Origin of the sequence: Xanthomonas sp. NCPPB 3761 (assembly GCF_041475705.2) — a bacterium.
Classification (GTDB): Bacteria; Pseudomonadota; Gammaproteobacteria; order Xanthomonadales; family Xanthomonadaceae; genus Xanthomonas; species Xanthomonas phaseoli.
Map to the genome: position 1 here is coordinate 4,214,169 of NZ_CM191262.1, position 22,310 is coordinate 4,236,478.

Sequence of the window (22,310 nt, forward strand, 5' to 3'; positions counted from 1 at the left end):
CCGCCGCACACCACGTGCACGGCAGCGGGTTGCGTTCGTCAGCGCTCGACCGCCGAAGGCGTCCGCCCGATGCGGGCGCAGATCTCGCTCACCCACTCGATAAACACACGCACCTTGGTGCTCAACTGTCGGCTGGGCGCATAGGCGATGAAGACATCCAACGGCGCCGGACGCCAGTCTTGCAGAACCGGCACCAACGCGCCGCGTTCGATGGCCGGGCGCACCATGAAATCGAGCGTGTGGATCAGCCCGAGCCCGGCCAATCCGGTCGCCAGATGCGCGTTGCTTTCGTTGACCATCACGCTGCAGTTGGGAACGATCTCCAGCGGCGCTCCATCGTCCAGGAAATGCAGCGGCGGCGCTTTGCCACTATGCGCGGAGAAGTAGCCCACCACTGGAAACGCCGGGCTTTTCAGCTGCTCGGGGTGGGTCGGGACACCGTAGCGTGCGAGATAGTCAGGACTCGCGCAGGTGGTCCACGCAAGGCTGCCGATCTTGCGCGATATCAGCGCGCCGTCGTCTGCCGTGCTGCGGATGGCGCAGTCGATATTTTCGCCGATGACATCCACCGTGCGATCGGTGACGCCAAGCTGCAGCTGGATATCCGGATAGCGTGCACAGAACTCCGGCAATGCGGGTATCAACAATCCGCACGCCGTCGAGCCGCCCGTATCTACACGAAGCCGGCCCTTGGGGCTGCCTTGGGCACGTCCCAACGAGGCTTCCACGTCGTCCAGCTCCGTGAGCAGATGCCGCACGCGCTCGTAATACGCAGCGCCGTCATTGCTGACACGCACGCGGCGCGTGCTGCGTTCAAGCAATTTGACTCCCAGATGTTTTTCCAGCGCGCTGATCGACTTGCTCAGCGTGGCATTGGGCATCTGTAGCGATTCTGCCGCACGGTTGAAGCCACCGGTTTCCACCACGCGCGCAAAGGCGCGGATTGCCTGCAGGTGATCCATTGATCGCTCCGTCTGGAGCGTCTGATTATTTCTGCAGGGGAATAAAGAATCAATGATATGCCGGTTTATTGCCACAGCGACGGTCAATAGACTGCCTGCAACGCGGGAACTCCGCTCAAGAGGCGAACACCATGCACGTCCAGGATCTGGTCAACATTCACCCCACCAAACACGCCGGGAAGATCGCCTAGGTCACCGGCGGCAGCTCGGGCATCGGCCTGGCCGCCGCCAAGCGGCTGGCGCTGGAGGGCGCAACGGTGGTCATCAGCGGCCGCCGGCAGCAGGAACTGGACCGGGCGGTCACCGAGATCGGCCACGGCGCCACGGCGGTACGCGCCGACATTTCCGTTGGTGCAGAGCTTGACGCCGTCATGGACGGCATCGCCACCGCGCATGGACGACTGGACCTGCTGCTTGCCAACGCAGGCGGCGGCGAATTTGCGCCAATCGACTCCATCACCGAAGCAGGCTTCGACAAGTACTTCAACATCAACGTCAAGGGCACCCTGCTGACCGTGCAGAAGGCGCTGCCACTGATGGGCGCCGGCAGCGCCATCGTGGTGACGGGCTCCATCGCGGCAAACCAGGAGGTTTCCAATTTCGGCGTGTATGCCGCAACCAAGGCGGCGCTGCGCTCGTTCGTCAGGACATGGGCATCCGAGCTGAGAGCTCGCGACATCCGCGTCAACCTGATCGCGCCCGGCGTCGTGGTCACACCCGCCTATCGATCCGAATTGGGCATGAGCGCGGAAGACATCGACGCCTACCTCGACCAGATCAAGCAGAAGGCACCACTGGGCCGCTCGGCAAGCCCGGATGAAATGGCCAAGGCGATGTCCTTCCTGGCATCGGACGACGCCTCCTACATCACCGGCATCGAGCTGACAGTGGACGGCGGCCTGACCCAGATCTGACCCACACGGGCGGCGCGCTATCTTGAGTGCACGTCCAATCCACTGGAGACAAACAAGATGAGCATGCAAAACAATTTGGCGATTGCGCAAAACTTCCTTGAAAAGATCGGCTCCGGTGCATCGCCTGAGACCATCGCGGCAATGTTCAGTGCGGATCTGCAATGGCATATCCCGGGCGACCCATCCGCACTGCCATGGGTTGGGCGACGCAGCGGGCGCGGCGCGGTAGAAGCGTTCGTCCGCGATTCCAGCACGATGATGGAGCGCCTCCGGTTCGAGGTGCATGATCTGCTGGCCAGCAACGACCGCGCTGTCATCGTGGGTGAGCTCGCCAGCCGCATCACCGCCACCGGAAAGCTCATCGAAACGCCGTTTACGATCGTGCTCACCATCACGGGGAACGATATCTCGCAGTTTCTGATGCTTGAAGACAGCTTTGCGGTGGCTGCTGCGTCGCGAACTGCGGAGCCATGACTGTCTGAAGTCTGAGATTGAGCCAGATCGCCATTGGATGACCACCGAAGGGTCAGATCGACTTCCAGCAACTGCTCATCATCAGGATGCGCGCAACATCCGATTGCCTCATGGAGGCTGATGGTGGGCCCACCAGGATTCGAACCTGGAACCAAAGGATTATGAGTCCTCTGCTCTAACCATTGAGCTATAGGCCCGAGTGTCTGGCGGCGAGATGGCGAGCATGTCGGGCCGTGCAGCGGACGCGAAAGTTTACCTGTCTGGGCGTCGCCCTGTCTGCTAGCCGGCTTGTACCTGCAACGACCCCGGCACGCACAGCCGAAAGATCATGCCTGGGCGTCACAACGAAAAAGCCCAGCGGCGGCTGGGCTTTGGGCATCGAATTTGCTGGCGCCGCGCACGCAATCGCGCGATCTAGACGCAACCAGCAAACCTATCAATCTCGAATCACAAATCCCAATCCTGTCCTCAGGCATCAGCCGTCTCAAACTGCCCATCGATCAACTGCCGACCTGCACGAAAACCGTGCGCGATGGCCTCTTGGTAGGTCGCATAGGCCAGCCCGTTGCAGGCGATGCGCGGCTGGCGCTTGCCGCCGAGCGCATACACGTCCACCCACAGCGTCCACTTGGCATTAGGGGAAGCCTGCTCGGCGCGCACGCGGATCTCGTGTTCGCGGTACGTGGTGGTTTCAAAGCGGCTTTGCCTACTCATAAAGCGATCTCGTCTCCATTCGTCGGCCAACTTAGAAGTCGCGGTCAGAACGCCACGTGAGGTTTGCGGAAACATCGGCTTAATGTTGCGTGGCCGTGTAGCTTCGTCGGCGGTGCGTGAAACGTCCGGGCACTTCGCCACCAACACGCGCCTTGCATGCGATCGACAGCTGCCCGAGTCCCCAGCATAGCCAATTGCCTACGCCATCACGCAACACCCCCGCATAAGCGGGGCTGTTGCGTGATCACTGCACGGTTACGACCGCGGCGTCAGTCGATATCCAAGAACGAGCGCAGCTGTTCCGAACGGCTCGGGTGACGCAGCTTGCGCAACGCCTTGGCCTCTATCTGACGAATCCGCTCGCGGGTGACGTCAAACTGCTTACCGACCTCTTCCAGCGTGTGATCGGTGTTCATGTCGATACCGAAGCGCATGCGCAGCACCTTCGCCTCGCGCGGGGTGAGGCCAGCCAACACGTCACGCACCGTCTCGGAGAGATTGATGTTGGTGGTGTTGTCGATCGGGGACTCCACATTGGTGTCCTCGATGAAGTCGCCCAGATGCGAATCCTCGTCGTCGCCGATCGGAGTTTCCATCGAGATCGGCTCCTTGGCGATTTTCATCACCTTGCGGATCTTGTCCTCGGGCATGTCCATTTCCTTGGCCAGTTCCTCCGGCGTGGCCTCGCGGCCGAACTGCTGGAGCATCTGGCGGGAAATGCGGTTCAACTTGTTGATCGTTTCGATCATGTGCACCGGGATACGGATGGTGCGCGCCTGATCGGCGATCGAACGGGTGATGGCCTGGCGGATCCACCACGTTGCATACGTCGAGAACTTGTAGCCGCGACGGTATTCGAACTTGTCCACGGCCTTCATCAGGCCGATGTTGCCTTCCTGGATCAGGTCCAGGAACTGCAGGCCGCGGTTGGTGTACTTCTTGGCGATGGAGATGACCAGACGCAGGTTGGCCTCGACCATTTCCTTCTTGGCCTTGCGTGCCTTGGCTTCGCCATAGGCCATCGCACGGCTGATTTCCTTGATCTCGCCCAGGGTCAGGTAATTGGCCTTTTCCATCTCGATCGAGCCCTGCTGCTCGGAGATGATCTGGTCCTTGACGTCGCGCAGCGCCGAGGACCACTTCTGCTTGCGCTTGAGTGCGTCTTCCACCCATTCCAGGTTGGTCTGGTTGCCTTCCCAGGAGCGGATGAAGTCCTTACGCGGCATGCGCGCCACGGTGGTGGCCAGGTGCAGCACCTTGCGCTCGTGGTCCTTGATGCCGTTGACCACGCCACGCAGCTGGGTGACCAGCGCATCGGTCAGCGGCAGCGGCAGCTTGAAGGTGGTGAAAATCGCCGCCACGTCTTCGCGTGCCTTGACCACCAGCTTGTGTTCGGCACCGTTCTTGGCATAGGCCTTCTTGAACTTGGCGTATTCGTTGGCCAGGTTCTCCATGCGCGTGGCCACTTCCACCGGGTCCGGACCGGTCGGGCCGGCTTCTTCTTCGGCAGCGTCGTCATCGCCGTCTTCGTCGTCGTCTTCGTCCACCGCTTCATCGTCGGACACGGCGACCGGGCCGGCCGCAGCCAATGCAGCAGCGGCGGCATCGGCCTCTTCGATCAGGTCGTTGAAGCCGACCACGATCTCGGCCAGACGCTTCTTGCCTTCCTTGTGCGCTTCGTAATCGGCCAGCAGCATTTCGGTCGACAGCGGGAACACGCCCAGTGCTGCCTGGACCTGGCTGAGGCCTTCTTCGATACGCTTGGCGATGGCGATTTCGCCTTCGCGGGTCAGCAGCTCGACCGTGCCCATTTCGCGCATGTACATGCGCACCGGGTCGGTGGTGCGGCCACCTTCGGTGTCGAGCGCGGTCAGCGCGGCGGCAGCTTCTTCGGCGGCGGTGTCGTCGACCTCGCGGTTGCCGGTATTGCCATCGTTGAGCAACAGGGTTTCGGCATCGGGTGCAACTTCATGGACATCGATGCCCATGCCGTTGATCATGCTGATGATGTCTTCGATCTGCTCCGGGTCGACCAGGTCGTCGGGCAGATGGTCATTGACTTCGGCGTAGGTCAGATAGCCCTGTTCCAGGCCCTTGCTGATCAGTAGCTTGATGTCGGATTGCTGGGCAGGACGTTCGTTGGCCATGAGTGCTCGCGCCACCGGCTTTGAGATTGGAAAGAGAACCTAGCATTATACCAGCGTGAAGCCCGGTCTGCCGGATTCAAGACGGGACCGCTGGTGGACGTGTTGTATCTAGGGTCTGAGAAGGAAGGTCACCGGGCCATCGTTGACCAGGTCGACAACCATATGGGCACCGAAACGCCCGGTTTCCACCCCACCGCAGTGTTTTTCGCGGCAGATCGCCACCAATCGATTGAACGCCGGTTCAGCCTCCAATGGCGGCGCGGCGGTGCTGAAGCCCGGGCGGTTGCCGGAACTGGTGTCCGCAGCCAGGGTGAACTGGCTGACCAGCAGCAGGCCGCCGCCCGTATCGGTGAGTGAGCGGTTCATCTTGCCGGCGGCGTCGCCGAACACCCGATAGCTCAGCAACCGCTCCGCCAGGCGCCGGATCTGCGCATCACTGTCGCCGGGCTCCACGCCGATCAGGGCCAGCAGTCCGGGACCGATCTGCCCGACGATTTGGTCATCGACCGTGACGCTGGCGCGGGTGACGCGCTGGATCAGTGCAAGCATGGGCATTCTCGGGCGGCAAACTGTGCCGCGCAGCATGCCCAGCGCTGCCGGCACTGTCACGCGCGGGCCTTCGCGGTCTGCGCTGTTTAGAATTGCGCCGATGACACCTGATGTTCGCGCTCGCCTGTTGTATGCCACCGCCGCCACCGTGGGCCGCTTGCCGTGGCCGTTGCTCAAGCGCGTGGCCGACACGCTGGCCTGGAGCTGGCGCAAGCTCAATGCACGCGAATCACGCGTGGCGCGCCGCAATCTGGAGCTGGCGTACCCGGAACTGAGCGCCGAGCAGCGCGCGCGCTTGCATGCGCAGATCCTGCAATCGACCGCGCGGCAGACGCTGGAGGTGCTGCGCACCTGGACCCGCCCGCCGGCGGAGAACCTGGCACGCCTGCAGCGCAACGGACAGGAACTCTACGACGCCGCGCTGGCCTCCGGGCGCGGGGTCATCGTGGCGGCGCCGCATTTCGGCAACTGGGAACTGCTCAACCAGTGGCTGTCCGAACGCGGGCCGATCGCGATCGTCTACCGGCCGCCGGAATCCGAGGCGGTGGATGGCTTCCTGCAGTTGGCACGTGGTGGCGACAACGTCCGCCAGGTGCGCGCCGAAGGCCCGGCGGTGCGGCAGTTGTTCAAGGTGCTCAAGGATGGCGGCGCGGTCGGCATCCTGCCGGACCAGCAACCGAAGATGGGCGATGGCGTGTTCGCACCGTTCTTCGGCATTCCGGCCTTGACCATGACCCTGGTCAACCGGCTGGCCGAGCGGACCGGGGCGATCGTGCTCTACGGTTGGTGCGAACGCGCCGGCGACGATCTGCAGTTCGTGCTGCACGTGCAGCCGGCCGACCCCGCGGTGGCCGATGCGGACCCGGTGCGTGCAGCCAGTGCGCTCAACGCCGGCATCGAACAGATCGCCCGGCGCGACCCGGCGCAATATCAGTGGACCTACAAGCGCTACACACTGCGTCCGCCGGGCAGCGGTGAGGCCAACCCGTATGCGACCGAGCGGCATCCGCACTAGCCCCGGCGCTCAGTCGTCGTGCGGATCGGCAGGCGTGTCCAGGATGCGTTGATAGAACGCCAGGTCCAGCCAGCGCCCGAACTTGAAACCGGCCTCGCGCACGGTGCCGGCGTGGGTGAAACCGAACTGTTCGTGCAACGCGATGCTGGCCTGGTTGCTGGCATCGATGCCACCTACCAGCACGTGCACGCCGCGCGCTTGCGCCGCTGCGATCAGGGCCTGCAGCAGGAGACGCCCCAGGCCCTTGCCGCGATGGTCGCGGTGCACGTAGATCGAATGCTCGACGCTGTACTTGAAGGCGGGCCAGGCGCGAAAGGTACCGTAGCTGGCAAAGCCCATCAGGGTGCCGTCGTCGTGCTCCACGCCGATCACCGGAAAGCCGCCCGCCTGCTTGGTGGCGAACCAGCCGACCATGCTCTCCGGTGGCCTGGGACGGTAGTCGTACAGCGCAGTGGAATTGGCGATGGCTTCGTTGAAGATGTCCAGGATGGCGCCGGCATGGCGCGCTTGGCTGCAATCGACAATGTGCATGGGGCCCGGCGAACATGGAGGTCGCCCGATTAGAAAGCATTGCCGCACCCTGAACAACGCGGACCGCAGGGCAACCAAGCGGCGCGGGCCTGCCCACTCAATCGGCAGCGGCTGGATGCAGCGTTCTACCCGGTCGTGGCGACCGCCTGTTGCCAGGCGCGCGACAATGGGTAGATGCGATCACGCAGTGACCGCGGCGGCGCCCGCCTTGAAGCGGCCGTGGCAATCCCCATTTGGAGTCGTGCATGAGCAGCCCCCTCCCCTCCCCCAGCGCACAGGCCTTCGGCGATCCGGCGGCGATTCGCTGTGAGCGCGCCGCGTCCGAACTGCGCGCCGGGCGCCCGGTCTTGCTGACGGCGGCCGATGGGCAGGCGCGTGCGGTGCTGGCGCTGGATAGCAGCACGGCGCAGTCGTATGCGGCGTTCGCCCGCGCCGCGGGGGGGCGTCACTATCTCTTCGTGACGCCCACCCGCGCCCAGGTGCTGGGCCTGAGCGCGCCGCAGGGTGCGCGCGTAGGCCTGATCGATCACAGCTACGACCAGCTCGCCGCGCTGGCCTACCTGCGCGACACCCCGGTGCCCGCGCAGTGGACGGCCGGCGATGCGCTGGATGCCGGCGGCGTGGAGATCGCGCGGCTTGGCCTGCTGCTGCCGGCGCTGCTGGCGGTGGAGTTGCGCGATGTGCACGACCATGCCGCGTTCGCCGGCTGCCAGTCGCTGGCGCTGGACGATTTGAGCCGCGGCTGTGCCACCTCCGCGGCAGCCGGCTACGAGCTGGTGACCCGCACCCCGGTACCGCTGCGCGGCCTGGGCATGAGCGAGTTCGTGGTGTTTCGCGGCGGCGTGGCGCAGCGCGACCAGGTGGCGATCGTGGTCGGCCAGCCGGACCTGAGCACTGCGGTGCCGGTGCGCGTGCACTCGTCGTGCCTCACCGGCGACCTGTTCGGCTCGCTCAAATGCGATTGCGGCGACCAGCTGCGGCACGGCCTGGCCAAGTTGAAGGAGCTCGGTGGCGGCGTCCTGCTGTATTTGGACCAGGAAGGGCGTGGCACCGGCATCGCCGCCAAGATGCGCGCCTACGGCTATCAGCATGCGGGCCTGGACACCATCGATGCCGACGCACAGCTGGGCTTTGGTCCGGACGAGCGCCGCTACGGCAGTGCGGTGGCGATGCTGCGCGGGCTGGGCATCAGCCGGATCCGGCTGTTGACCAATAACCCGGCCAAGGCCGAACGCCTGCGTGCGGCCGGCATCGTGGTCGAAGACCGCATCGCGATCACCGGCGACATCACCGCCGAAAACGAGCAATACCTGCGCACCAAGGCCGCGCGCGCCGGCCACGCGCTGGATGTGGATGCGTTGATCCTGGCCGCGCAATAACGCGCCCGGCGCCGGGTGCGCCGGCACTGGGCAGCCGGCTATGCTTGCGCACCGCTTCTGCAGGCCAGCCACGTGCACGACGCTCCACCGCCGCACCCCGACGTCATGGTCCGGCCCGCCCCGGCAGAAGCCCCAGCCGTGACGCACAGCCAGTGGCAGTCGCTGCCGCGTCGCGGTGCGTATGTGGCGGCGATCAATGGCGCGCTCGGCGGAGGATGTGCGGGCCTGATCGCAGCCGGCGTCACGATTGTCTGGCTGCACGCCTGGCGTTACTGGCCGGCGGTGCTGGGCGTGACCGCGGTCATCGCCCTGCTGGGCGCCTGGTTGGCGGTCAAGCGGCACCGGCTGACGCACTGGAAACTCGATCAGCATGGCCTGGCGCTGCAGCGCGGTCATCTGTGGCAAAGCGATACGCGTGTCCCGATTTCGCGCGTGCAGCATGTGGACCTGCGTCGCGGGCCGATCGAACGCGCGACCGGCCTGACCACGCTGGTGGTGCACACCGCCGGCAGCCGGCTCAATGCGGTGGCGCTGTCGGGGCTGGATCAGGACGATGCCGAGCGCCTGCGCGACCGCCTGGCCCGGCAGCTCGATCACGACGACGACGCGCTATGAATGCCGTTGCACATCGCGGCAACGACGAGCAGCGCCTGCATCCGTTGTCGTGGGTGTTCGTGTTGCTGCAGCAGTTCCGTCAGTTCCTGATTCCGCTGGCGGCACTGATCCTGTTCGGCAGCCGCGACGGCAATCGCGATGTTGCCGACCAGATCGCCACCGCGGTGGTGATTGCGGTGCTGGTGGCGATTTCGGTGCTGCGCTACTTCACCTACCGCTACCGGATCGGCAGCGATAGCGTGGCCATTCGCAGCGGCTTGTTGGAACGCAGCCGGCGCGATATTCCGTTTGCGCGCATCCATAACGTGGTGGTGCATCAATCGCTGCTGCACCGTCTGGCCGGCGTGGCCGAGGTGCGGCTGGAGTCGGCCGGCGGACACAAGCCGGAAGCGGAGATGCGCGTGCTGCGGCTGGATCAGGCGCTTGCGCTGGAAGACCTGATACGGCGCCGTGCAATCGACGCAGGCGTGCCGGCGCCGCAGATCGAAGAAGACAGCGGCAGCTTGCTGCGCCTGCCGATGGCCGAGGTCATCCGGCTGGGCCTGATCTCCAATCGCGGCATGGTGGTGGTGGCGGCCGGCTTTGGCGTGATCTACCAGATGATTCCGCGCCGCACGGTATCCGACTTCGTCGAGCATAACGGCGAGCTGGCCTATCGCTACGTCAGCCAGATCCATCCCGGCGTCGCGGTCACCGCAACGCTGGCGATCCTCGCCACGCTTGCCCTGTTGTTGGCGATGCGCGCGCTGTCGGTCGCCCTGGCGGTGACCCAGTACCACGGCTTCCATCTGAGCGAATCCGAGCGCCGCCTCACCGTGGAGCGCGGGCTGCTGACGCGGATCCGCAGCAGCGTGGCGTTGCGGCGGATCCAGTCGTGGACGTTGTACGAAGGCCTGCTGCATCGCCTGTTCGGTCGTCGCCAATTGCGGATGGACACCGCAGTGGCCGGCAGAGGCGATAACGAAGGCAGCGCACTGAAGGAGCTCGCGCCCATTGCCGAGCCGCAGCACTGCGATGCCTTGCTGCAACGCCTACTGCCCGGCATCGCCTGGCCGCCGACGCAGTGGCAAACGATCGCCACGCATTGCTGGTGGCGCTTGAGTCTGCCCGCCGCGCTGATGCTGCTGCCGCTGACGGCGGGCCTGGCGTGGCAGTTCGGCAGCCAGGCCTTGTGGTTGCTGGTGTGGCTGCCGTGGAGCGCGTTCAAGGCGCAGCGCCAGGTGCAGCGCATGGCCTATGCGGTGGATGCGCGTTACGTCGCGGTGCGCGGCGGCTGGTGGAAGCGCTGGTGGCGGCTGGCCGAGCTGGACAAGCTGCAGGCGCTGCAGCTGCAGCGCTCGCCGTTGGATCGGCTATCCGGCACCGCCACGCTTTGGCTGGATACGGCCGGCGCCAGTGCCACCGGCCCGGCATTGCGGCTGCGCTTTGTGCCGTTCGCCCAGGCGCAGGCGCTGCAGGCGCAACTCGGTGCCGCGCTGGCGCGGCGCAAGCTACGCTGGTGATTGGGCAATCGGGAATCGGGATTGGATCAACCGCGCACCGGAAGCATCTCGTCAACGATCCACCAGCAGCGATCAACGCTGCGACGGCCCCCAATATCCGAGCTCGCGACGGATCTGCAACCCGCGCCACGCCGCACCCAGCGGCTTGCGGCGCAACCTGCCGAGCTTGCCGGCAATGAAGTCTTCGGTGGCGGCAATCACCCGTTCGGAAGACTGCCCGTCGCGATACGGGTGAATCGCATCGGCGTAACTGGCGAGCGCGCGACGCAGTGCCGCATCCGGCGCCAGCGCGCGCGCCAGCTGCTGCGGCAACTGCTCTGCCTGACGGAAGTCGAGCATGTGCGGCTGCGGCACGCGGTTGCGAAAGGTCACCACCGGTTTGTGCTGCACCACGAACTCGGACACGATCGATGAGGTATCGGAAACCAGCACATCGGCCGCACGTTGCGCGGCCATGACCTCTTCTGGCTCGATGAAGCGTGCGTTGGCGCCTGCCAGTGCGCGATAGCGATCGAACAGTTCCGGAGCGCACTTCGGGTGCAAGGTCAGCAGCCAGTAATGCGCGCCGCGCGCGATGTCGGCGGCGATCTCGTCGTAGAGTGCGGGCGCTGCGCTCAACCGCTCGGTAAAGGTGGAACCGAACAGGATCACCGGGCGGCCGGCGGCCGGCGCACGCAAGGCCGCGCTACGGCCGCCATCGTCGCGAAAGACCGGATCGAGCTTGGGCCAGCCGGTTTCCACCACGGCAAAATGGCCCTCACGCTGCGCCAGCGCGCGGAACGGCGCGGTGGTGGCCGGGCCTTGCGTGCAGTACAGATCGAACAGCCCACGCACCCTGAAATGGCCGCGATTGTCCTCGCGCTTTTGCACGTTGAAACCGTGAAACAGCTGCACTTTCGCACCGGAAACAAACGGTGGCACCCAGTTGGCGGCACTGAACACCGCACGCGGGCGCAGCGCCAGCGCCTCGCGCAGGCCGACCTCGCGCACGCCCGGCAGCGCCAACCCGCGCGCGCCACCTTCGAACCAGGCCGACACCGCGTGCCCGCAGGCCTGTAACGCCTGCGCCAATGGCGCCAGAATAGGCAACGCGTAACGCTCCGTTGCGAACAGCAGGTAATCGGCCATCACATGTCCTCTTCGACCGCACCCGACGAACGGCCGCGCATCAGCGCCTGCATTATCGCGTTCAACGAGGCCGATCGCCTACGCGACTGTCTAGCCTCGCTGGCGTTCTGCGACGAGATCGTGGTGGTGGACTGCGGCTCCACCGATGCCACCGCCGCCATCGCCAGCGCGTACGGCGCACGCGTACTGCACCGCGCCTTCGATGGCTACCGCAGCCAGAAGGCATTCTGCGTTGCGCAGGCCAGCCACGACTGGGTGTTGTGCCTGGACGCCGACGAACGCGTCAGCGATGCCCTGCGCGCCTCGATCATCGCGGCGCGCGATACCGGTTTCGCCACGGCGGCCGGCTACCGCTTCGCACGCCTGTCCGACTACTTCGGTCGCTTCCTGCGCCACGGCAATGCATATCCGGACCGGGTGCTGCGCTTGTTCGATCGCCGCCGCGGCGGCTGGCGCGGCAAGCGCGAGATCCACGAGGCGGCCAGCGTGGATGGCCCCGTGGAGACCTTGGCGGGCGATCTGATCCATTACCCGTACCGCTCGCTGATGCAGCAACTGAGCAAGACCCAGCGCTACGCGCAGATGATGGCCGAGCACGAACATGCGCGCGGCAAACGCGCCACCTGGAGCAAGCTGGTGCTGGCGCCGGCCTGGCGCTTCTGGCGCGGCTACCTGTTGCGCGGCGGCTTTCGCGATGGCTGGCATGGGCTGATCTACGCCTATGTGCGCGCCAACTACGTCCGCCAGAAGACCATCATGTTGTGGCTGCTGCAAAACAATCAGCCGGTGCAGGACCCGCCGCGGACGCCGGACCGGCGTAGCGAGTCAGAACAGGTAAAGACCTCGAGAGCTGCAGGCAAGCGGCTGTGAAAGCCGCCGACGGTGCGCACAAGCGGCATGTGCAAGCCAACGCACCCCGACTCCAACAACGCCCCCGTCTGTTTCTGCACACGCGTGAGCTCAGGCACTGCAGGCGCGCTGCTGGTGCATACGCCACCTGCAGCCGGTGGGTCATCCGCCGCTATCGAGTGCTCGCCACGTCCGACTGCGCCTGTTGCGCCTGCCGCGCGGAAAGACCCACCAACACGCCGACCATGGCTGTATAGAAGCTCGCCGCCACCTGGTGCGCAAACATCGATTGGGTCAGGCCGCACAAGGCATAACTGATCACGAGCATCACCCCGGCCGCCGCCGGGCCGCGGAACTGCTGCTGCCCGCTGCGCCGATGCAATCGCACGAACATCCACAGCGGCACGCCGTAGACGGCAAGCAGCAGCAACAGGCCGGGCACGCCCTGGGTGGCACTCCACTCGGCCAGATCGTTGTGCGCATGCCCCAGCTGGCAACGGAACAACGCCGGATCGGCGGCACAGGCCGGCAGGTCGTGCATCGCATCGTCGAAACGACCAACGCCCACACCGGTCAGCGGGTGCGCCGTTACCGTGTCCCAAGCCACATGCAGGCGTTCGATACGGGCACCGGCCGACGAATCGGTGTCGCCCACTTCGTAACGCTGCAGGTCGCGCTGCAATTCGCCCAGGCGCATCTGATCGGTCAGCGCCGGCACGCTGAGCGCGACACCCACCGCCAGCACCGCGCCGCCGACGAAGGTCAGCAAGCGCACGCGCGTGCTGTGCCAGGGCGCACCCCAGATCAGCACGCCCACCGTGGCCAGCATCGCCAGCCACACCCCGCGGCTGCCGCTGAGCACGATCACCACCACGGTGGCGATCGCCGCGCCCACCAGCCAGCGCACGCTGCCGGGCGGGCGGCAGAACACCGCCACCACCAGCAACATCAGCACTATGTCGGCAAACACAATGGCGTTGGTGAAGCCTTCGGCGCGGTCGGCGCCGTTCATCACCTGCAGCAGCGCGATCAGCATGGCCGCAAATACGCCGACCAAGGCACCGCGCCACAACCACAGTTGGCGCGGCTGCAACGCATAGGCCCACAGTGCTGCCCAAGGCAGCACCAGGAAGCGCGAGCGATTGCCCACATCGCGTAGCCCGTGCTCGAACAACGCGATCGACAGCAGCGACATCGCGATCACCGCCACCGTCAGCCATCCCACCACGCGCAACGACCATTCGCGCGCGGCAATGCCGTCACGCAGGCTGCGCCAGCCCATCAGCGAACCCAGCAGCAGGCACAGGCCGAACGGCAGCAACCCGCTCGGCATGCTCACCACCAGCGCAGTCAATGCGAACGCGCCCAGCTCGGCAATGCGCACGCCTGCCCGCGAGGTGGTCGGGACAGAGGGCGACAGCGACGCGGGTTGGGGACGCAAGGAATTCATCTAAAAATCGGTGGGAAAGGGAAGGCGACGCAGTGGCCGGGCTTGGGCAGCGCCGGCCAAGCTAACGATGCGACGCATGAATCCCTGCTAGACAGCTACCGGCCGCTGCATTGACGCCACGCCAATGGCACCTGGCACGTGCGCGTGCCGGTGGGGTCGGCTGGCTCATTCGGTATCCAGGTTGCCCTGCTCCTTTGCTTCCACCGCACGCTCGCTGGAGCTGGCCACGCAGGGGCCGCGCACCGCATCGGCCGGCACCAACCACCAGCGCCGGCGGTTGGCCACGCCCACCAACTGGCTGCGGCTGCGATCCACGCAGGCCAGCAATGCGGTCTCCTGAGCCATCAGCCAGCGCTGGTCGGGTTGTTCTGCCTGCCAGGCCACGCCGCGCTGCAACTGGGTCTCCCACGGCACCTTGAAGCCGAAGGTCTGCGCAGGCCGGTCGGCCATCAGCAGGTTCTGCTCCTTCCACGCCACCAGCCCGAGTTGCGCATCCGGGCCAATGCGGCGCCCGGCCTCGCGCATCACCGCACCGGCCGAACTGGAATCGTTGAAGATCGGGTAGCACACCAGCCCGAACGCCACCCACCACGCGCCAAGCAGCGAGACCACCGCCAACGCGGAGCGGCGCACGCGCATCAGCAGCAGGCTGGCGATGCCCCAGGTACCCACCGCCAGCAACAGCCAGCCCAGCGGGTCGGTGGCTTCGCTGCCGACCCCGCGGCTGTCCATGATCTTCTGCTCGAAGCCCGGGTGGCCAATCAGCATTGCCGCGCCGCCTGCACAAAACACCACTGCCAGCAGCAGCCCGAACCCGAACAGCAGCCGCTGCACGCCAGCCCGGCGCAGCAGGCCGGGCGCCAGCGGCGCCAGCGCCAGGCAGAACATCGGCAGCGCCGGCAGGATGTACACATCGCGCTTGCCGCTGGGAATGGTGAAGAACACCAGCACCAGCAGCCACCAGGCCAACGGCAGCAGATAGCGCGGATCGCGCCGTTTCAGCCGACGCCGCCACGCCGGAATCGCCCACGGCAGCAGCAGGATGGTCGGCAGCCACATCGTGGCCATGCTTTGCAGATGGTACCAGACCGGCTGCGCATGATCCCAGGAGCTGGCGTAGCGCTTGGCGGTCTGGCGCAGCAGGATGTCGTTGAGATACACGCGGTATTCGGACTGGCCAGCGGTCAGTGCGGTCACCATCATCGGAACGAACCACAGCGCGATCGCCACGAAGAAGAACAGCGGCCCCAGCCAGAAGCGCCGGTCGCGCACATGCGCGCGTACGCCCGGCCAGCCACGCGCCGCTGCAATTCCGGCCGGGATCAGCATCAGCAGCGCGATGATGCCAACGCCCTTGGTGATCACGCCCAACCCGGCGGCGAACCAGCCCAGCGTCCACCAGCGCCAGGCCGGGCCCATCAGCAGATGCCGCAGCAGGCCGTAATTGGCCAGGGTGATCCAGAACACCACCAGCGGGTCGATCTGCGCCTTCTTGGCCTGAAAGGTGAAGTGCAGCGTAAACAGCAGCATCCAGGCTGCATACACGCCGACGCGGCGGGTCCACAGCCGCCGACCCAGATCGTAGACGCAGGCCAATGTGCCCAGCGCGGCCAGCAACGACGGCAGCAGGAACGCCACCCGCCAATTGCCCAGCAGCGTGTAGAACACCGCCTGCAGCCACATCAGCATCGGTGGCTTGTCCGAATACAGCTCGTTGCCGCGATGCGGGAACAACCAGTCGCCGCTCAACACCATCTGCTTGGCCACCAGCGCAAAGCGCGGCTCGTCCGCCGGCCACGGGTCACGCAAACCCAGGCCGGCACCAATCACCAGCACGGCGGTCATGGCCAGCAACCAGACATCGGTGGAAGCGCGATTCTTGAACATGTCGGGCGGCAGTCGGTCGCAAAAGGTGGAGCGCTGGACTTCGCGCGCGATCAGGAGGCTTTTAGCAAAAGCGCGTAGAAAAATCCGTCGCAGTGCTGCTCGCCTGGAAACCGCTGACGTCCGGCGCCGGCGGCATGCCCGAACTGCGCACCCAACGGCTGCGCCTGTGCGTCGGGAGTGCGCTGCAGGAATGCCTCGACCTGGGCCTGGTTCTCGCGCGCCAACAGCGAGCAGGTGGTGTACAGCAAGTGTCCGCCCGGGCGCAGCGTGCGCCAGGTCGCATCCAGTAGCCGCGCCTGCAGCGCACATAGCGCATCGATATCGTCGGCGCGGCGGTGCAGCAGCACATCCGGTTGACGACGCACCACGCCGGTGGCCGAACAGGGCGCGTCCAGCAGCACTGCATCGAACTGCTGGCCGTCCCACCACGCGTCCGTCTCGGCGGCGTCGGCCGCCTGCATTGCCACCTGCGCATCGGGGACCGTGCGCTGCAAGGTCTGCTGCACGCGCTCCAGGCGGCGCGCATCCACATCCAGCGCGGTGAGCTGCAAGCCGGGATGGCGCTCCAGCAGATGCGCCGCCTTGCCCCCCGGCGCCGCGCAGGCATCGAGCACGCGTGCCGACGGCGCCAGGCTCAACGCATCGGCCACCTGCTGGGCAGAGCCGTCTTGCACCGAAACATCGCCTTCGGAGAAGCCCGGCAACTGGCTCACCGGCACGGCATTGTGCAGGCGCACCGCATCCGGCAGCACTGCATCGGTCTGCGCGGCAATGCCCAGTTCGGCCAGCCGTGCGACGTAGCCCGCCGGGTCGATGCGCGAACGCCGCACGCGCAGCCACATCGGCGCCATCTGCGCGCTGGCGGTAAAAATGGCTTCGGCACGATCGCCCCAGTCCGCGCGCAACTGCTTGCGCAGCCACGACGGCCAACCGGCATCGTCGGCCACCGCCGGAAATCCTTCGCGCTGGGCGCGCCGCAGGATCGCGTTGACCATGCCGGCCTGACGGGGCCGGCCCAGTGCGCGGCACGCATCCACGGTGGCCGATAAGGCGGCGTGCGCGGGCAGCTGCAGCACGTCCAGTTGGGCGAAACCGACCATCAGCAGCGCCTTGAGTTCGGCATCGCGGGGCGGCAATGCACGTTCCAGCCATTGCCGCAACGCCACGTCATAGGCCGGGCGCCGGCGAATGACCGCAAAGCAGATCGCCTCCACCAGCGCGCGATCGCGCGGATCGCCGATGCCGGGCAAGGTCGCGGCGAGTTCGGCCTTCAACGACCGGCCCTGATCGAACACCGCCGTCAGCACACGTGCGGCGGCCAGGCGCGAGCCAACGCCGGCGGTTGCGGTATCGGCCGACATCAGCGCAGCGCCGGCAAGTCGCGCCGCGCATTGAGGTAATCGGCGGCGGTAATCGCCTTGCCGCCCTCGCGCTGGAGCACGCGCACGCGCAGCGCACCCTCGCCGCAGGCGATATCGATGCCCTGCTTGCTGGCCGCCAGCAGGGTGCCCGGAGGCTGTTGATGGGCCAGTTCAAGCGCCACCGCCCCATGCAGGCGCACGCGCTCGCCAGCCAGGATCGCCTCGGCGACCGGCCACGGGTTGAACGCGCGCACACGCCGCGCCAGTTCCTGCGCCGGCTGCGCCCAATCCAGTCGCGCCTGCGCCTTGTCCAGCTTGTGCGCATAGGTGACCCCGTCGGCCGGCTGCGGTTGCGCCACCGGACGGATGCCGGCGCGCAACAGACCCAGGCCATCGGACAGCACCTGCGCGCCCAGCGCGGCCAGCCGGTCGTGCAGCTGCCCGCCGGTGTCCTGCTCGCCAATTTCGATGCGCTGCGACAGCAGCACCGGGCCGGTGTCCAACCCGGCTTCCATCTGCATCAGGCACACCCCGGTCTCGGTGTCGCCAGCCTCGATCGCACGCTGGATCGGCGCGGCGCCACGCCAGCGCGGCAGCAACGAGGCATGCACGTTCCAGCAGCCGTGCGTCGGCGCGGCCAGCACGGCCTTCGGCAGGATCAACCCGTAAGCCACCACCACCATCAGGTCCGCATCCAGCGCACGCAACGTCGCCAATGCTTCGGGCGAACGCAGCGTCTGCGGCTGGAACACCGGAATGCCGCGCGCAATCGCCTCGATCTTGACCGGCGAGGGCGTCAACCCGCGGCCACGCCCGGCCGGGCGATCCGGCTGCGTGTACACCGCCACCACCTCATGGCGCTGCGCGGCGGCGCGTAGCGACGGAACGGCAAAATCCGGCGTACCGGCGAAGATGATTCTCATAGGGCGGGGATTCGGGATTTGGGATTCGGGATGGGCAACGGCGAAGGTGCTGGCCGGGGCGGGAGTAGCGTGAAGCCAAGAGGTGGAAGCGAGACCTGCAATGGAAGATTCGGCTAACCGGCGCCAGGGCCTGCGTGGATCATCCCGAATCGAGCGCATCGAGAAGCAGGAGTGGCAACCGAGAATCGAATGCCAGCTACAGGCAGCGGCTTATCGATCACGACTCGCGGATCCAAAGTTTCACGGCCTTTCGCCCGCAGACTTGGCGCGATCGCAATGCATCGCCATGCGGTCGCACTGAAGTGAGCGCTCAACGATGTGAAACCAGCAGACTCAAAGAGCAACAAAAATCTGCTTTTGCCAATCCCGAATCCCCAATCCCAAATCCCAGCCCTCAAGCCACATGCTTGCGCTGTTTGGCCAGCTTCTTGCGCACCATTTCGCGCTTGAGCGGCGAGAGATAATCCACGAACAGCTTGCCGTCCAGATGGTCCATCTCGTGCTGGATGCACACGGCCAGCAGGCCGTCGGCCTGCAGTTCCTGCGCCTGGCCCTGACGGTCCAGATAGCGCACGGTGATCGCATCTGCGCGGCTGACATCGGCATAGATGCCGGGCACCGACAGGCAGCCTTCCTGATACAACTGCTCGCCCTGCTTGCTCACGATCTCGGGGTTGACGAACACCTGCGGCAGGTTTTTCTCCTCGCTGATGTCGATCACCATGAATCGCTTGTGCACGTCCACCTGACTGGCAGCCAGGCCAATGCCGGGCGCCTCGTACATGGTCTGGAACATGTCGTCCAGCAGCGTCTGGAACGCCTGGCTGGTGACCTCGGCAGCATCGACCGGCACGGCCTTGGTGCGCAGCCGCGGGTCCGGAAACTCAAGAATTGGGAGCAAAGCCATGGGGTTACCCGTCTGGAAACACCGGCGCGGCGCCGGCAAGACGCTGTCATTCTAGCGCAATGCTTGCGTGGCGCCCCGGTTTCTAGACTATAGTGCGCAGACCTGTTGGGGAATCAGGCAAGAAGGCACCTATGTTGAACCGACTTCGTACGGTCGTCGCTGCGGCGATGCTGACCGTCGCGACCTACGCTGCCGCGCAAGCGGTGGGCGAGCATCCAGACACCTATGTGGTCCGCAAGGGCGATACCTTGTGGGACATCGCTGGGCGTTTCCTGCAAAAACCGTGGCTGTGGCCGGAAATCTGGCAAGCCAATCCGCAGATTCAGAATCCGCACCTGATCTATCCGGGTGACGTGATCAGCCTGGCCTATCTGGACCGGGTCGGCAAAGGCACGATCCAGCCCGGCCCGCGCCAGGAAGCGCCGATCAACGCCATTCCGCTGGCCGACGTCGAGCCGTTCCTGAAGAACCTGCGCGTGGTCGACGACTTCGACCAGTTGCCGTATGTCGTGGGTCTGGAAGGCGGTCGCACGCGTGCCACCACCGGCCAGGTCGCCTACGTGGTCGGTCTGGAAAATGCCCAGCCGGGCCAGCGCTTTGCTGTGGTCCGCCCGACCGTGAAGTTCAGTCTGCCCAAGCACAACGAAGACCTGGACATGGCCGGTAACATCACCGCCGGCTCGGGCAACATCTGGAAGAACTTCATCGCGCCGAGCACGCGCCGCGAGTTCCTCGGCTACGAGATGGCGCAGGTCAACGTCGGCACCATCACCCGCAGCGCGGCGGGCGGCAACTCCAAGGCGGCGACCCTGCTGCTGCAGGACAGCGGCCGCGAAGTGCGCGCCGGCGATCGCATCGTGGCGGTCGAAGCGCAGCCGTACGATCTGCAGTTCATCCCGCATCCGCCCTCGGAACAGGCGCTGCAAACCGAACTGCGCGTGCTGGCCATCTCCGACGCCTTCATCGTTGGCGGCACGCGCGATGTGATCGCCATCTCCGGCGGCGCCCGCGAAGGCATCAACAACGGCACGGTGTTCTCGATTTGGCGCAAGGGCCGCACGGTCAGCGACCGCGTCAAGCACTCGCGCTTCTCGCGGACCGACGACGATTTCAGCGGCCCGTCCGGCTCCACCGTCGGCCTGCCCGACGAGTACGCCTCGCATGCCATGGTGTTCCGCACCTTCGACAAGGTCAGCTATGCGCTGGTGATGGAAAGCGTCAAGCCGACCGGCCTGGGCTATTTCGTCAAGCATCCTGACGCGCAATAAGCGAAAGATCCGATGCACCAACGCGACGGCGCCCGAGGGCGCCGTCGTCGTTTGCGGCCTAGCCTGGATGTATGGCCCAAACCGCTCCCGACCTGCGCGCACTCCTGATCCTGCTGCTGGCAGGCGGCCGCAGCCCGCCGCGCCGAAAATTGCTGACCTCGTACGGATCAGCGTCCGAAATGCTGGCAGCCGGGCCGGGGGCGTGGCGCGCAGCTGGGTGCGACGAGGTGCAAGCTGCGCTGCTGCAGAACCCCGATCTACATGCGCTGGAGGCCGCGCTGCGCTGGTGCGAACAGCCCGGCCACCACCTGATCGGCTGGCGCGATCCGGATTACCCGGCCCTGCTGCGGCATATCGCCAATCCGCCGCTGGCCTTGTTCGTGGACGGCGACCCCAACATCCTCTGGCACCCGGGCGTGGCGGTGGTCGGCAGCCGCTCGGCCACTGCCGGCGGCCGCGATCATACCCGCGCATTCGCCTCCAGCCTGGCCTGCGCCGGGTTGAGCATCGTCAGCGGCATGGCCGCCGGCGTGGATGCGATCGCACACGAGGCCGCACTGGCCCAGCACGACGGCATCACCGTGGCCGTCGTCGGCACTGGCGTCGATGTCGCCTATCCCGAGCGGCACCTAGGCTTGCGCGATCGCATCACCGAACGCGGCGCAGTGGTCAGCGAATATCTGCCGGGCACTGCGCCGGTCGCGGCGCACTTCCCGGCCCGCAACCGGATCATTGCCGGGCTGGCCCTGGGGACGTTGGTGGTCGAAGCGGCGATGCGCTCGGGCGCGTTGATTACCGCCCGGCTGGCGGCCGAAGCAGGGCGCGAAGTGTTCGCCCTCCCCGGCTCGCTGCACAATCCGCTCGCGCGCGGCTGCCATCACCTGATCCGGCAGGGTGCCACGCTGGTGCAGGAGCCCGCACAGGTCATCGAGGGACTGGGCCAGCTGTCTGGCGAATTGGCCAGCGCCTTGCGCGAGCGGCTGGCCGCCCCCACTGAGTTGTCCAGCAAGGCAACGACCAGCGCTGGCACCGGTCCTGCCCGCTCCGATCCCGACTACCAGCGCTTGTGGCAAGCACTGGGCCACGACCCAACCCCTATGGATTCATTGGTGCAGCGCACCGGATTGACGGCCGCCGCGCTGTCATCCATGCTGCTCATCATGGAACTGGAGGGAGACGTGGTCACCGAGCACGGTCGCTATACCCGCAATCCTTAGTTTCTTCACCTCCACAGCGTCGCGCGACGCAGGCCGAGGGCAATGAAAGAGAGCATTCTCGATGTACTGCTGTACCTGTTTGAACATTACTTCAGCGAAGATGCGGACCTGGTCCGTGACCGTGACTCGCTTCAAAATGGCCTGATCCAGGCCGGTTTCAGTCCCGCAGAAATCAGCAAGGCCTTCGATTGGCTGGACGCGCTTTCCGAGCAGCGGCCCAGCGTCGCGCGCCCGCATGTCGATGGACCGGTGCGGATCTATCACGGGCCGGAGCTGGACAAGCTCGATGTCGATTGCCGGGGGTTTTTGCTGTTCCTCGAGCAACACCGCATTCTCGACGCCGACCAGCGCGAGTTGGTACTGGACCGCGCCATGGCGCTGGATCAGGACGAACTGGATCTGGACGACCTCAAGTGGGTGGTGCTGATGGTGTTGTTCAACCAGCCCGGGGCGGAAGCGGCCTATGCCTGGATGGAAACCCAGATGTTCCTGGACGAGCCTGAACCCGTACACTGAGC

The 22,310-nt window shown here is 66.0% G+C and carries 21 protein-coding genes and 1 tRNA gene; 10 read left to right on the forward strand and 12 right to left on the reverse strand.

The features are described from left to right. Positions 1 to 38: 38 nt before the first annotated feature. Positions 39 to 962, reverse strand: coding sequence for a LysR family transcriptional regulator (locus tag ACCQ00_RS18365; protein ID WP_039568625.1), 924 nt, complete (start codon positions 960 to 962; stop codon positions 39 to 41). 212 nt (positions 963 to 1,174) lie between these two features. On the opposite strand from ACCQ00_RS18365, the gene ACCQ00_RS18370 reads away from it, so the two are divergent. Both ACCQ00_RS18370 and ACCQ00_RS18375 read left to right on the forward strand, forming a co-directional pair. Beyond that, the gene (locus ACCQ00_RS18370) at positions 1,175 to 1,876 is read left to right on the forward strand and encodes an SDR family oxidoreductase (RefSeq protein WP_236493378.1); all 702 of its coding nucleotides are present in this window, start codon (positions 1,175 to 1,177) and stop codon (positions 1,874 to 1,876) included. A gap of 57 nt (positions 1,877 to 1,933) precedes the next feature. Beyond that, positions 1,934 to 2,350: a nuclear transport factor 2 family protein gene (locus ACCQ00_RS18375; RefSeq protein ID WP_039568627.1), complete on the forward strand. Its 417-nt coding sequence runs from the start codon at positions 1,934 to 1,936 to the stop codon at positions 2,348 to 2,350. 121 nt (positions 2,351 to 2,471) lie between these two features. On the opposite strand, the gene ACCQ00_RS18380 is transcribed toward ACCQ00_RS18375, so the two are convergent. From ACCQ00_RS18380 to dtd, 4 genes are all read right to left on the reverse strand, one after another. Continuing rightward, positions 2,472 to 2,547, reverse strand: a tRNA-Ile gene (locus tag ACCQ00_RS18380). Between the two features lie 271 nt (positions 2,548 to 2,818). Then, on the reverse strand, positions 2,819 to 3,139 hold the full coding sequence (locus ACCQ00_RS18385) for a hypothetical protein (RefSeq protein WP_017157070.1): 321 nt from the start codon (positions 3,137 to 3,139) through the stop codon (positions 2,819 to 2,821). A gap of 194 nt (positions 3,140 to 3,333) precedes the next feature. Continuing rightward, positions 3,334 to 5,211, reverse strand: coding sequence for an RNA polymerase sigma factor RpoD (gene rpoD, locus ACCQ00_RS18390; protein ID WP_039568630.1), 1,878 nt, complete (start codon positions 5,209 to 5,211; stop codon positions 3,334 to 3,336). A gap of 108 nt (positions 5,212 to 5,319) precedes the next feature. Further along, complete coding sequence (gene dtd / locus ACCQ00_RS18395; protein ID WP_039568632.1) at positions 5,320 to 5,760, reverse strand: D-aminoacyl-tRNA deacylase; 441 nt, start codon at positions 5,758 to 5,760, stop codon at positions 5,320 to 5,322. Here dtd and ACCQ00_RS18400 point away from each other — a divergent pair. Next, the gene (locus ACCQ00_RS18400; protein WP_180301641.1) at positions 5,759 to 6,775 is read left to right on the forward strand and encodes a lauroyl acyltransferase; all 1,017 of its coding nucleotides are present in this window, start codon (positions 5,759 to 5,761) and stop codon (positions 6,773 to 6,775) included. The two genes, dtd and ACCQ00_RS18400, sit on opposite strands and share 2 nt — an antisense overlap. Before the next feature lie 9 nt (positions 6,776 to 6,784). On the opposite strand, the gene ACCQ00_RS18405 is transcribed toward ACCQ00_RS18400, so the two are convergent. Beyond that, positions 6,785 to 7,306, reverse strand: a complete 522-nt coding sequence (locus ACCQ00_RS18405) for a GNAT family N-acetyltransferase (RefSeq protein WP_039568638.1) — start codon at positions 7,304 to 7,306, stop codon at positions 6,785 to 6,787. 245 nt (positions 7,307 to 7,551) lie between these two features. Between ACCQ00_RS18405 and ribA the strand changes: the two genes are divergently transcribed. From ribA to ACCQ00_RS18420, 3 genes are all read left to right on the forward strand, one after another. Further along, the gene (gene ribA / locus ACCQ00_RS18410; RefSeq protein WP_039568645.1) at positions 7,552 to 8,685 is read left to right on the forward strand and encodes a GTP cyclohydrolase II RibA; all 1,134 of its coding nucleotides are present in this window, start codon (positions 7,552 to 7,554) and stop codon (positions 8,683 to 8,685) included. A gap of 138 nt (positions 8,686 to 8,823) precedes the next feature. Beyond that, complete coding sequence (locus tag ACCQ00_RS18415) at positions 8,824 to 9,300, forward strand: PH domain-containing protein (protein ID WP_017157063.1); 477 nt, start codon at positions 8,824 to 8,826, stop codon at positions 9,298 to 9,300. Next, the gene (locus ACCQ00_RS18420) at positions 9,297 to 10,802 is read left to right on the forward strand and encodes a PH domain-containing protein (protein WP_372354003.1); all 1,506 of its coding nucleotides are present in this window, start codon (positions 9,297 to 9,299) and stop codon (positions 10,800 to 10,802) included. The genes ACCQ00_RS18415 and ACCQ00_RS18420 overlap by 4 nt, the downstream gene beginning before the upstream one ends. A gap of 72 nt (positions 10,803 to 10,874) precedes the next feature. Here ACCQ00_RS18420 and ACCQ00_RS18425 read toward each other — a convergent pair whose 3' ends face one another. Beyond that, on the reverse strand, positions 10,875 to 11,933 hold the full coding sequence (locus ACCQ00_RS18425) for a CDP-glycerol glycerophosphotransferase family protein (protein ID WP_080948949.1): 1,059 nt from the start codon (positions 11,931 to 11,933) through the stop codon (positions 10,875 to 10,877). On the opposite strand from ACCQ00_RS18425, the gene ACCQ00_RS18430 reads away from it, so the two are divergent. Beyond that, positions 11,934 to 12,800 (forward strand): glycosyltransferase family 2 protein, encoded by an 867-nt coding sequence (locus ACCQ00_RS18430; protein ID WP_039568650.1) that lies wholly within the window; start codon positions 11,934 to 11,936, stop codon positions 12,798 to 12,800. Positions 12,801 to 12,951: 151 nt separating this feature from the next. On the opposite strand, the gene ACCQ00_RS18435 is transcribed toward ACCQ00_RS18430, so the two are convergent. From ACCQ00_RS18435 to def, 5 genes are all read right to left on the reverse strand, one after another. Then, the gene (locus tag ACCQ00_RS18435; protein WP_007964235.1) at positions 12,952 to 14,229 is read right to left on the reverse strand and encodes an O-antigen ligase family protein; all 1,278 of its coding nucleotides are present in this window, start codon (positions 14,227 to 14,229) and stop codon (positions 12,952 to 12,954) included. A 165-nt stretch (positions 14,230 to 14,394) separates the two neighbouring features. Beyond that, complete coding sequence (locus tag ACCQ00_RS18440) at positions 14,395 to 16,116, reverse strand: ArnT family glycosyltransferase (protein WP_022560121.1); 1,722 nt, start codon at positions 16,114 to 16,116, stop codon at positions 14,395 to 14,397. Between the two features lie 50 nt (positions 16,117 to 16,166). Further along, a complete protein-coding gene (rsmB, locus tag ACCQ00_RS18445; protein WP_039568657.1) occupies positions 16,167 to 17,477 on the reverse strand; it encodes a 16S rRNA (cytosine(967)-C(5))-methyltransferase RsmB in 1,311 nt (436 codons plus the stop codon). Continuing rightward, on the reverse strand, positions 17,477 to 18,400 hold the full coding sequence (gene fmt, locus ACCQ00_RS18450; RefSeq protein ID WP_039568660.1) for a methionyl-tRNA formyltransferase: 924 nt from the start codon (positions 18,398 to 18,400) through the stop codon (positions 17,477 to 17,479). The genes rsmB and fmt overlap by 1 nt, the downstream gene beginning before the upstream one ends. Before the next feature lie 394 nt (positions 18,401 to 18,794). Next, entirely contained in the window at positions 18,795 to 19,307 is a 513-nt protein-coding gene (gene def / locus ACCQ00_RS18455; protein WP_039568662.1) for a peptide deformylase, read from the reverse strand. Between the two features lie 131 nt (positions 19,308 to 19,438). Here def and ACCQ00_RS18460 point away from each other — a divergent pair, with 131 nt between their 5' ends. The 3 genes from ACCQ00_RS18460 to ACCQ00_RS18470 all read left to right on the forward strand — a co-directional run bounded on the left by ACCQ00_RS18460 (position 19,439) and on the right by ACCQ00_RS18470 (position 22,308). Continuing rightward, positions 19,439 to 20,575: a LysM peptidoglycan-binding domain-containing protein gene (locus ACCQ00_RS18460; protein WP_029820474.1), complete on the forward strand. Its 1,137-nt coding sequence runs from the start codon at positions 19,439 to 19,441 to the stop codon at positions 20,573 to 20,575. A 71-nt stretch (positions 20,576 to 20,646) separates the two neighbouring features. Further along, a complete protein-coding gene (gene dprA / locus ACCQ00_RS18465; RefSeq protein ID WP_039568667.1) occupies positions 20,647 to 21,792 on the forward strand; it encodes a DNA-processing protein DprA in 1,146 nt (381 codons plus the stop codon). A 42-nt stretch (positions 21,793 to 21,834) separates the two neighbouring features. Further along, positions 21,835 to 22,308, forward strand: a complete 474-nt coding sequence (locus ACCQ00_RS18470) for a DUF494 family protein (protein WP_003484452.1) — start codon at positions 21,835 to 21,837, stop codon at positions 22,306 to 22,308. Positions 22,309 to 22,310 lie beyond the last annotated feature (2 nt).

What these genes read in the sequence shown, in the direction of transcription:
- ACCQ00_RS18430 (WP_039568650.1), top strand. Translation starts at nt 11,934, where the DNA reads ATGTCCTCTTCGACCGCACCCGACGAACGGCCGCGCATCAGCGCCTGC.
- rpoD (WP_039568630.1), bottom strand. Translation starts at nt 5,211, where the DNA reads ATGGCCAACGAACGTCCTGCCCAGCAATCCGACATCAAGCTACTGATC.
- ACCQ00_RS18470 (WP_003484452.1), top strand. Translation starts at nt 21,835, where the DNA reads ATGAAAGAGAGCATTCTCGATGTACTGCTGTACCTGTTTGAACATTAC.
- rsmB (WP_039568657.1), bottom strand. Translation starts at nt 17,477, where the DNA reads ATGTCGGCCGATACCGCAACCGCCGGCGTTGGCTCGCGCCTGGCCGCC.
- ACCQ00_RS18435 (WP_007964235.1), bottom strand. Translation starts at nt 14,229, where the DNA reads ATGAATTCCTTGCGTCCCCAACCCGCGTCGCTGTCGCCCTCTGTCCCG.
- ACCQ00_RS18400 (WP_180301641.1), top strand. Translation starts at nt 5,759, where the DNA reads ATGGGCATTCTCGGGCGGCAAACTGTGCCGCGCAGCATGCCCAGCGCT.
- dtd (WP_039568632.1), bottom strand. Translation starts at nt 5,760, where the DNA reads ATGCTTGCACTGATCCAGCGCGTCACCCGCGCCAGCGTCACGGTCGAT.
- ACCQ00_RS18460 (WP_029820474.1), top strand. Translation starts at nt 19,439, where the DNA reads ATGTTGAACCGACTTCGTACGGTCGTCGCTGCGGCGATGCTGACCGTC.
- ACCQ00_RS18405 (WP_039568638.1), bottom strand. Translation starts at nt 7,306, where the DNA reads ATGCACATTGTCGATTGCAGCCAAGCGCGCCATGCCGGCGCCATCCTG.
- ribA (WP_039568645.1), top strand. Translation starts at nt 7,552, where the DNA reads ATGAGCAGCCCCCTCCCCTCCCCCAGCGCACAGGCCTTCGGCGATCCG.
- dprA (WP_039568667.1), top strand. Translation starts at nt 20,647, where the DNA reads ATGGCCCAAACCGCTCCCGACCTGCGCGCACTCCTGATCCTGCTGCTG.
- def (WP_039568662.1), bottom strand. Translation starts at nt 19,307, where the DNA reads ATGGCTTTGCTCCCAATTCTTGAGTTTCCGGACCCGCGGCTGCGCACC.
- ACCQ00_RS18365 (WP_039568625.1), bottom strand. Translation starts at nt 962, where the DNA reads ATGGATCACCTGCAGGCAATCCGCGCCTTTGCGCGCGTGGTGGAAACC.
- ACCQ00_RS18420 (WP_372354003.1), top strand. Translation starts at nt 9,297, where the DNA reads ATGAATGCCGTTGCACATCGCGGCAACGACGAGCAGCGCCTGCATCCG.
- fmt (WP_039568660.1), bottom strand. Translation starts at nt 18,400, where the DNA reads ATGAGAATCATCTTCGCCGGTACGCCGGATTTTGCCGTTCCGTCGCTA.
- ACCQ00_RS18375 (WP_039568627.1), top strand. Translation starts at nt 1,934, where the DNA reads ATGAGCATGCAAAACAATTTGGCGATTGCGCAAAACTTCCTTGAAAAG.
- ACCQ00_RS18440 (WP_022560121.1), bottom strand. Translation starts at nt 16,116, where the DNA reads ATGTTCAAGAATCGCGCTTCCACCGATGTCTGGTTGCTGGCCATGACC.
- ACCQ00_RS18385 (WP_017157070.1), bottom strand. Translation starts at nt 3,139, where the DNA reads ATGTTTCCGCAAACCTCACGTGGCGTTCTGACCGCGACTTCTAAGTTG.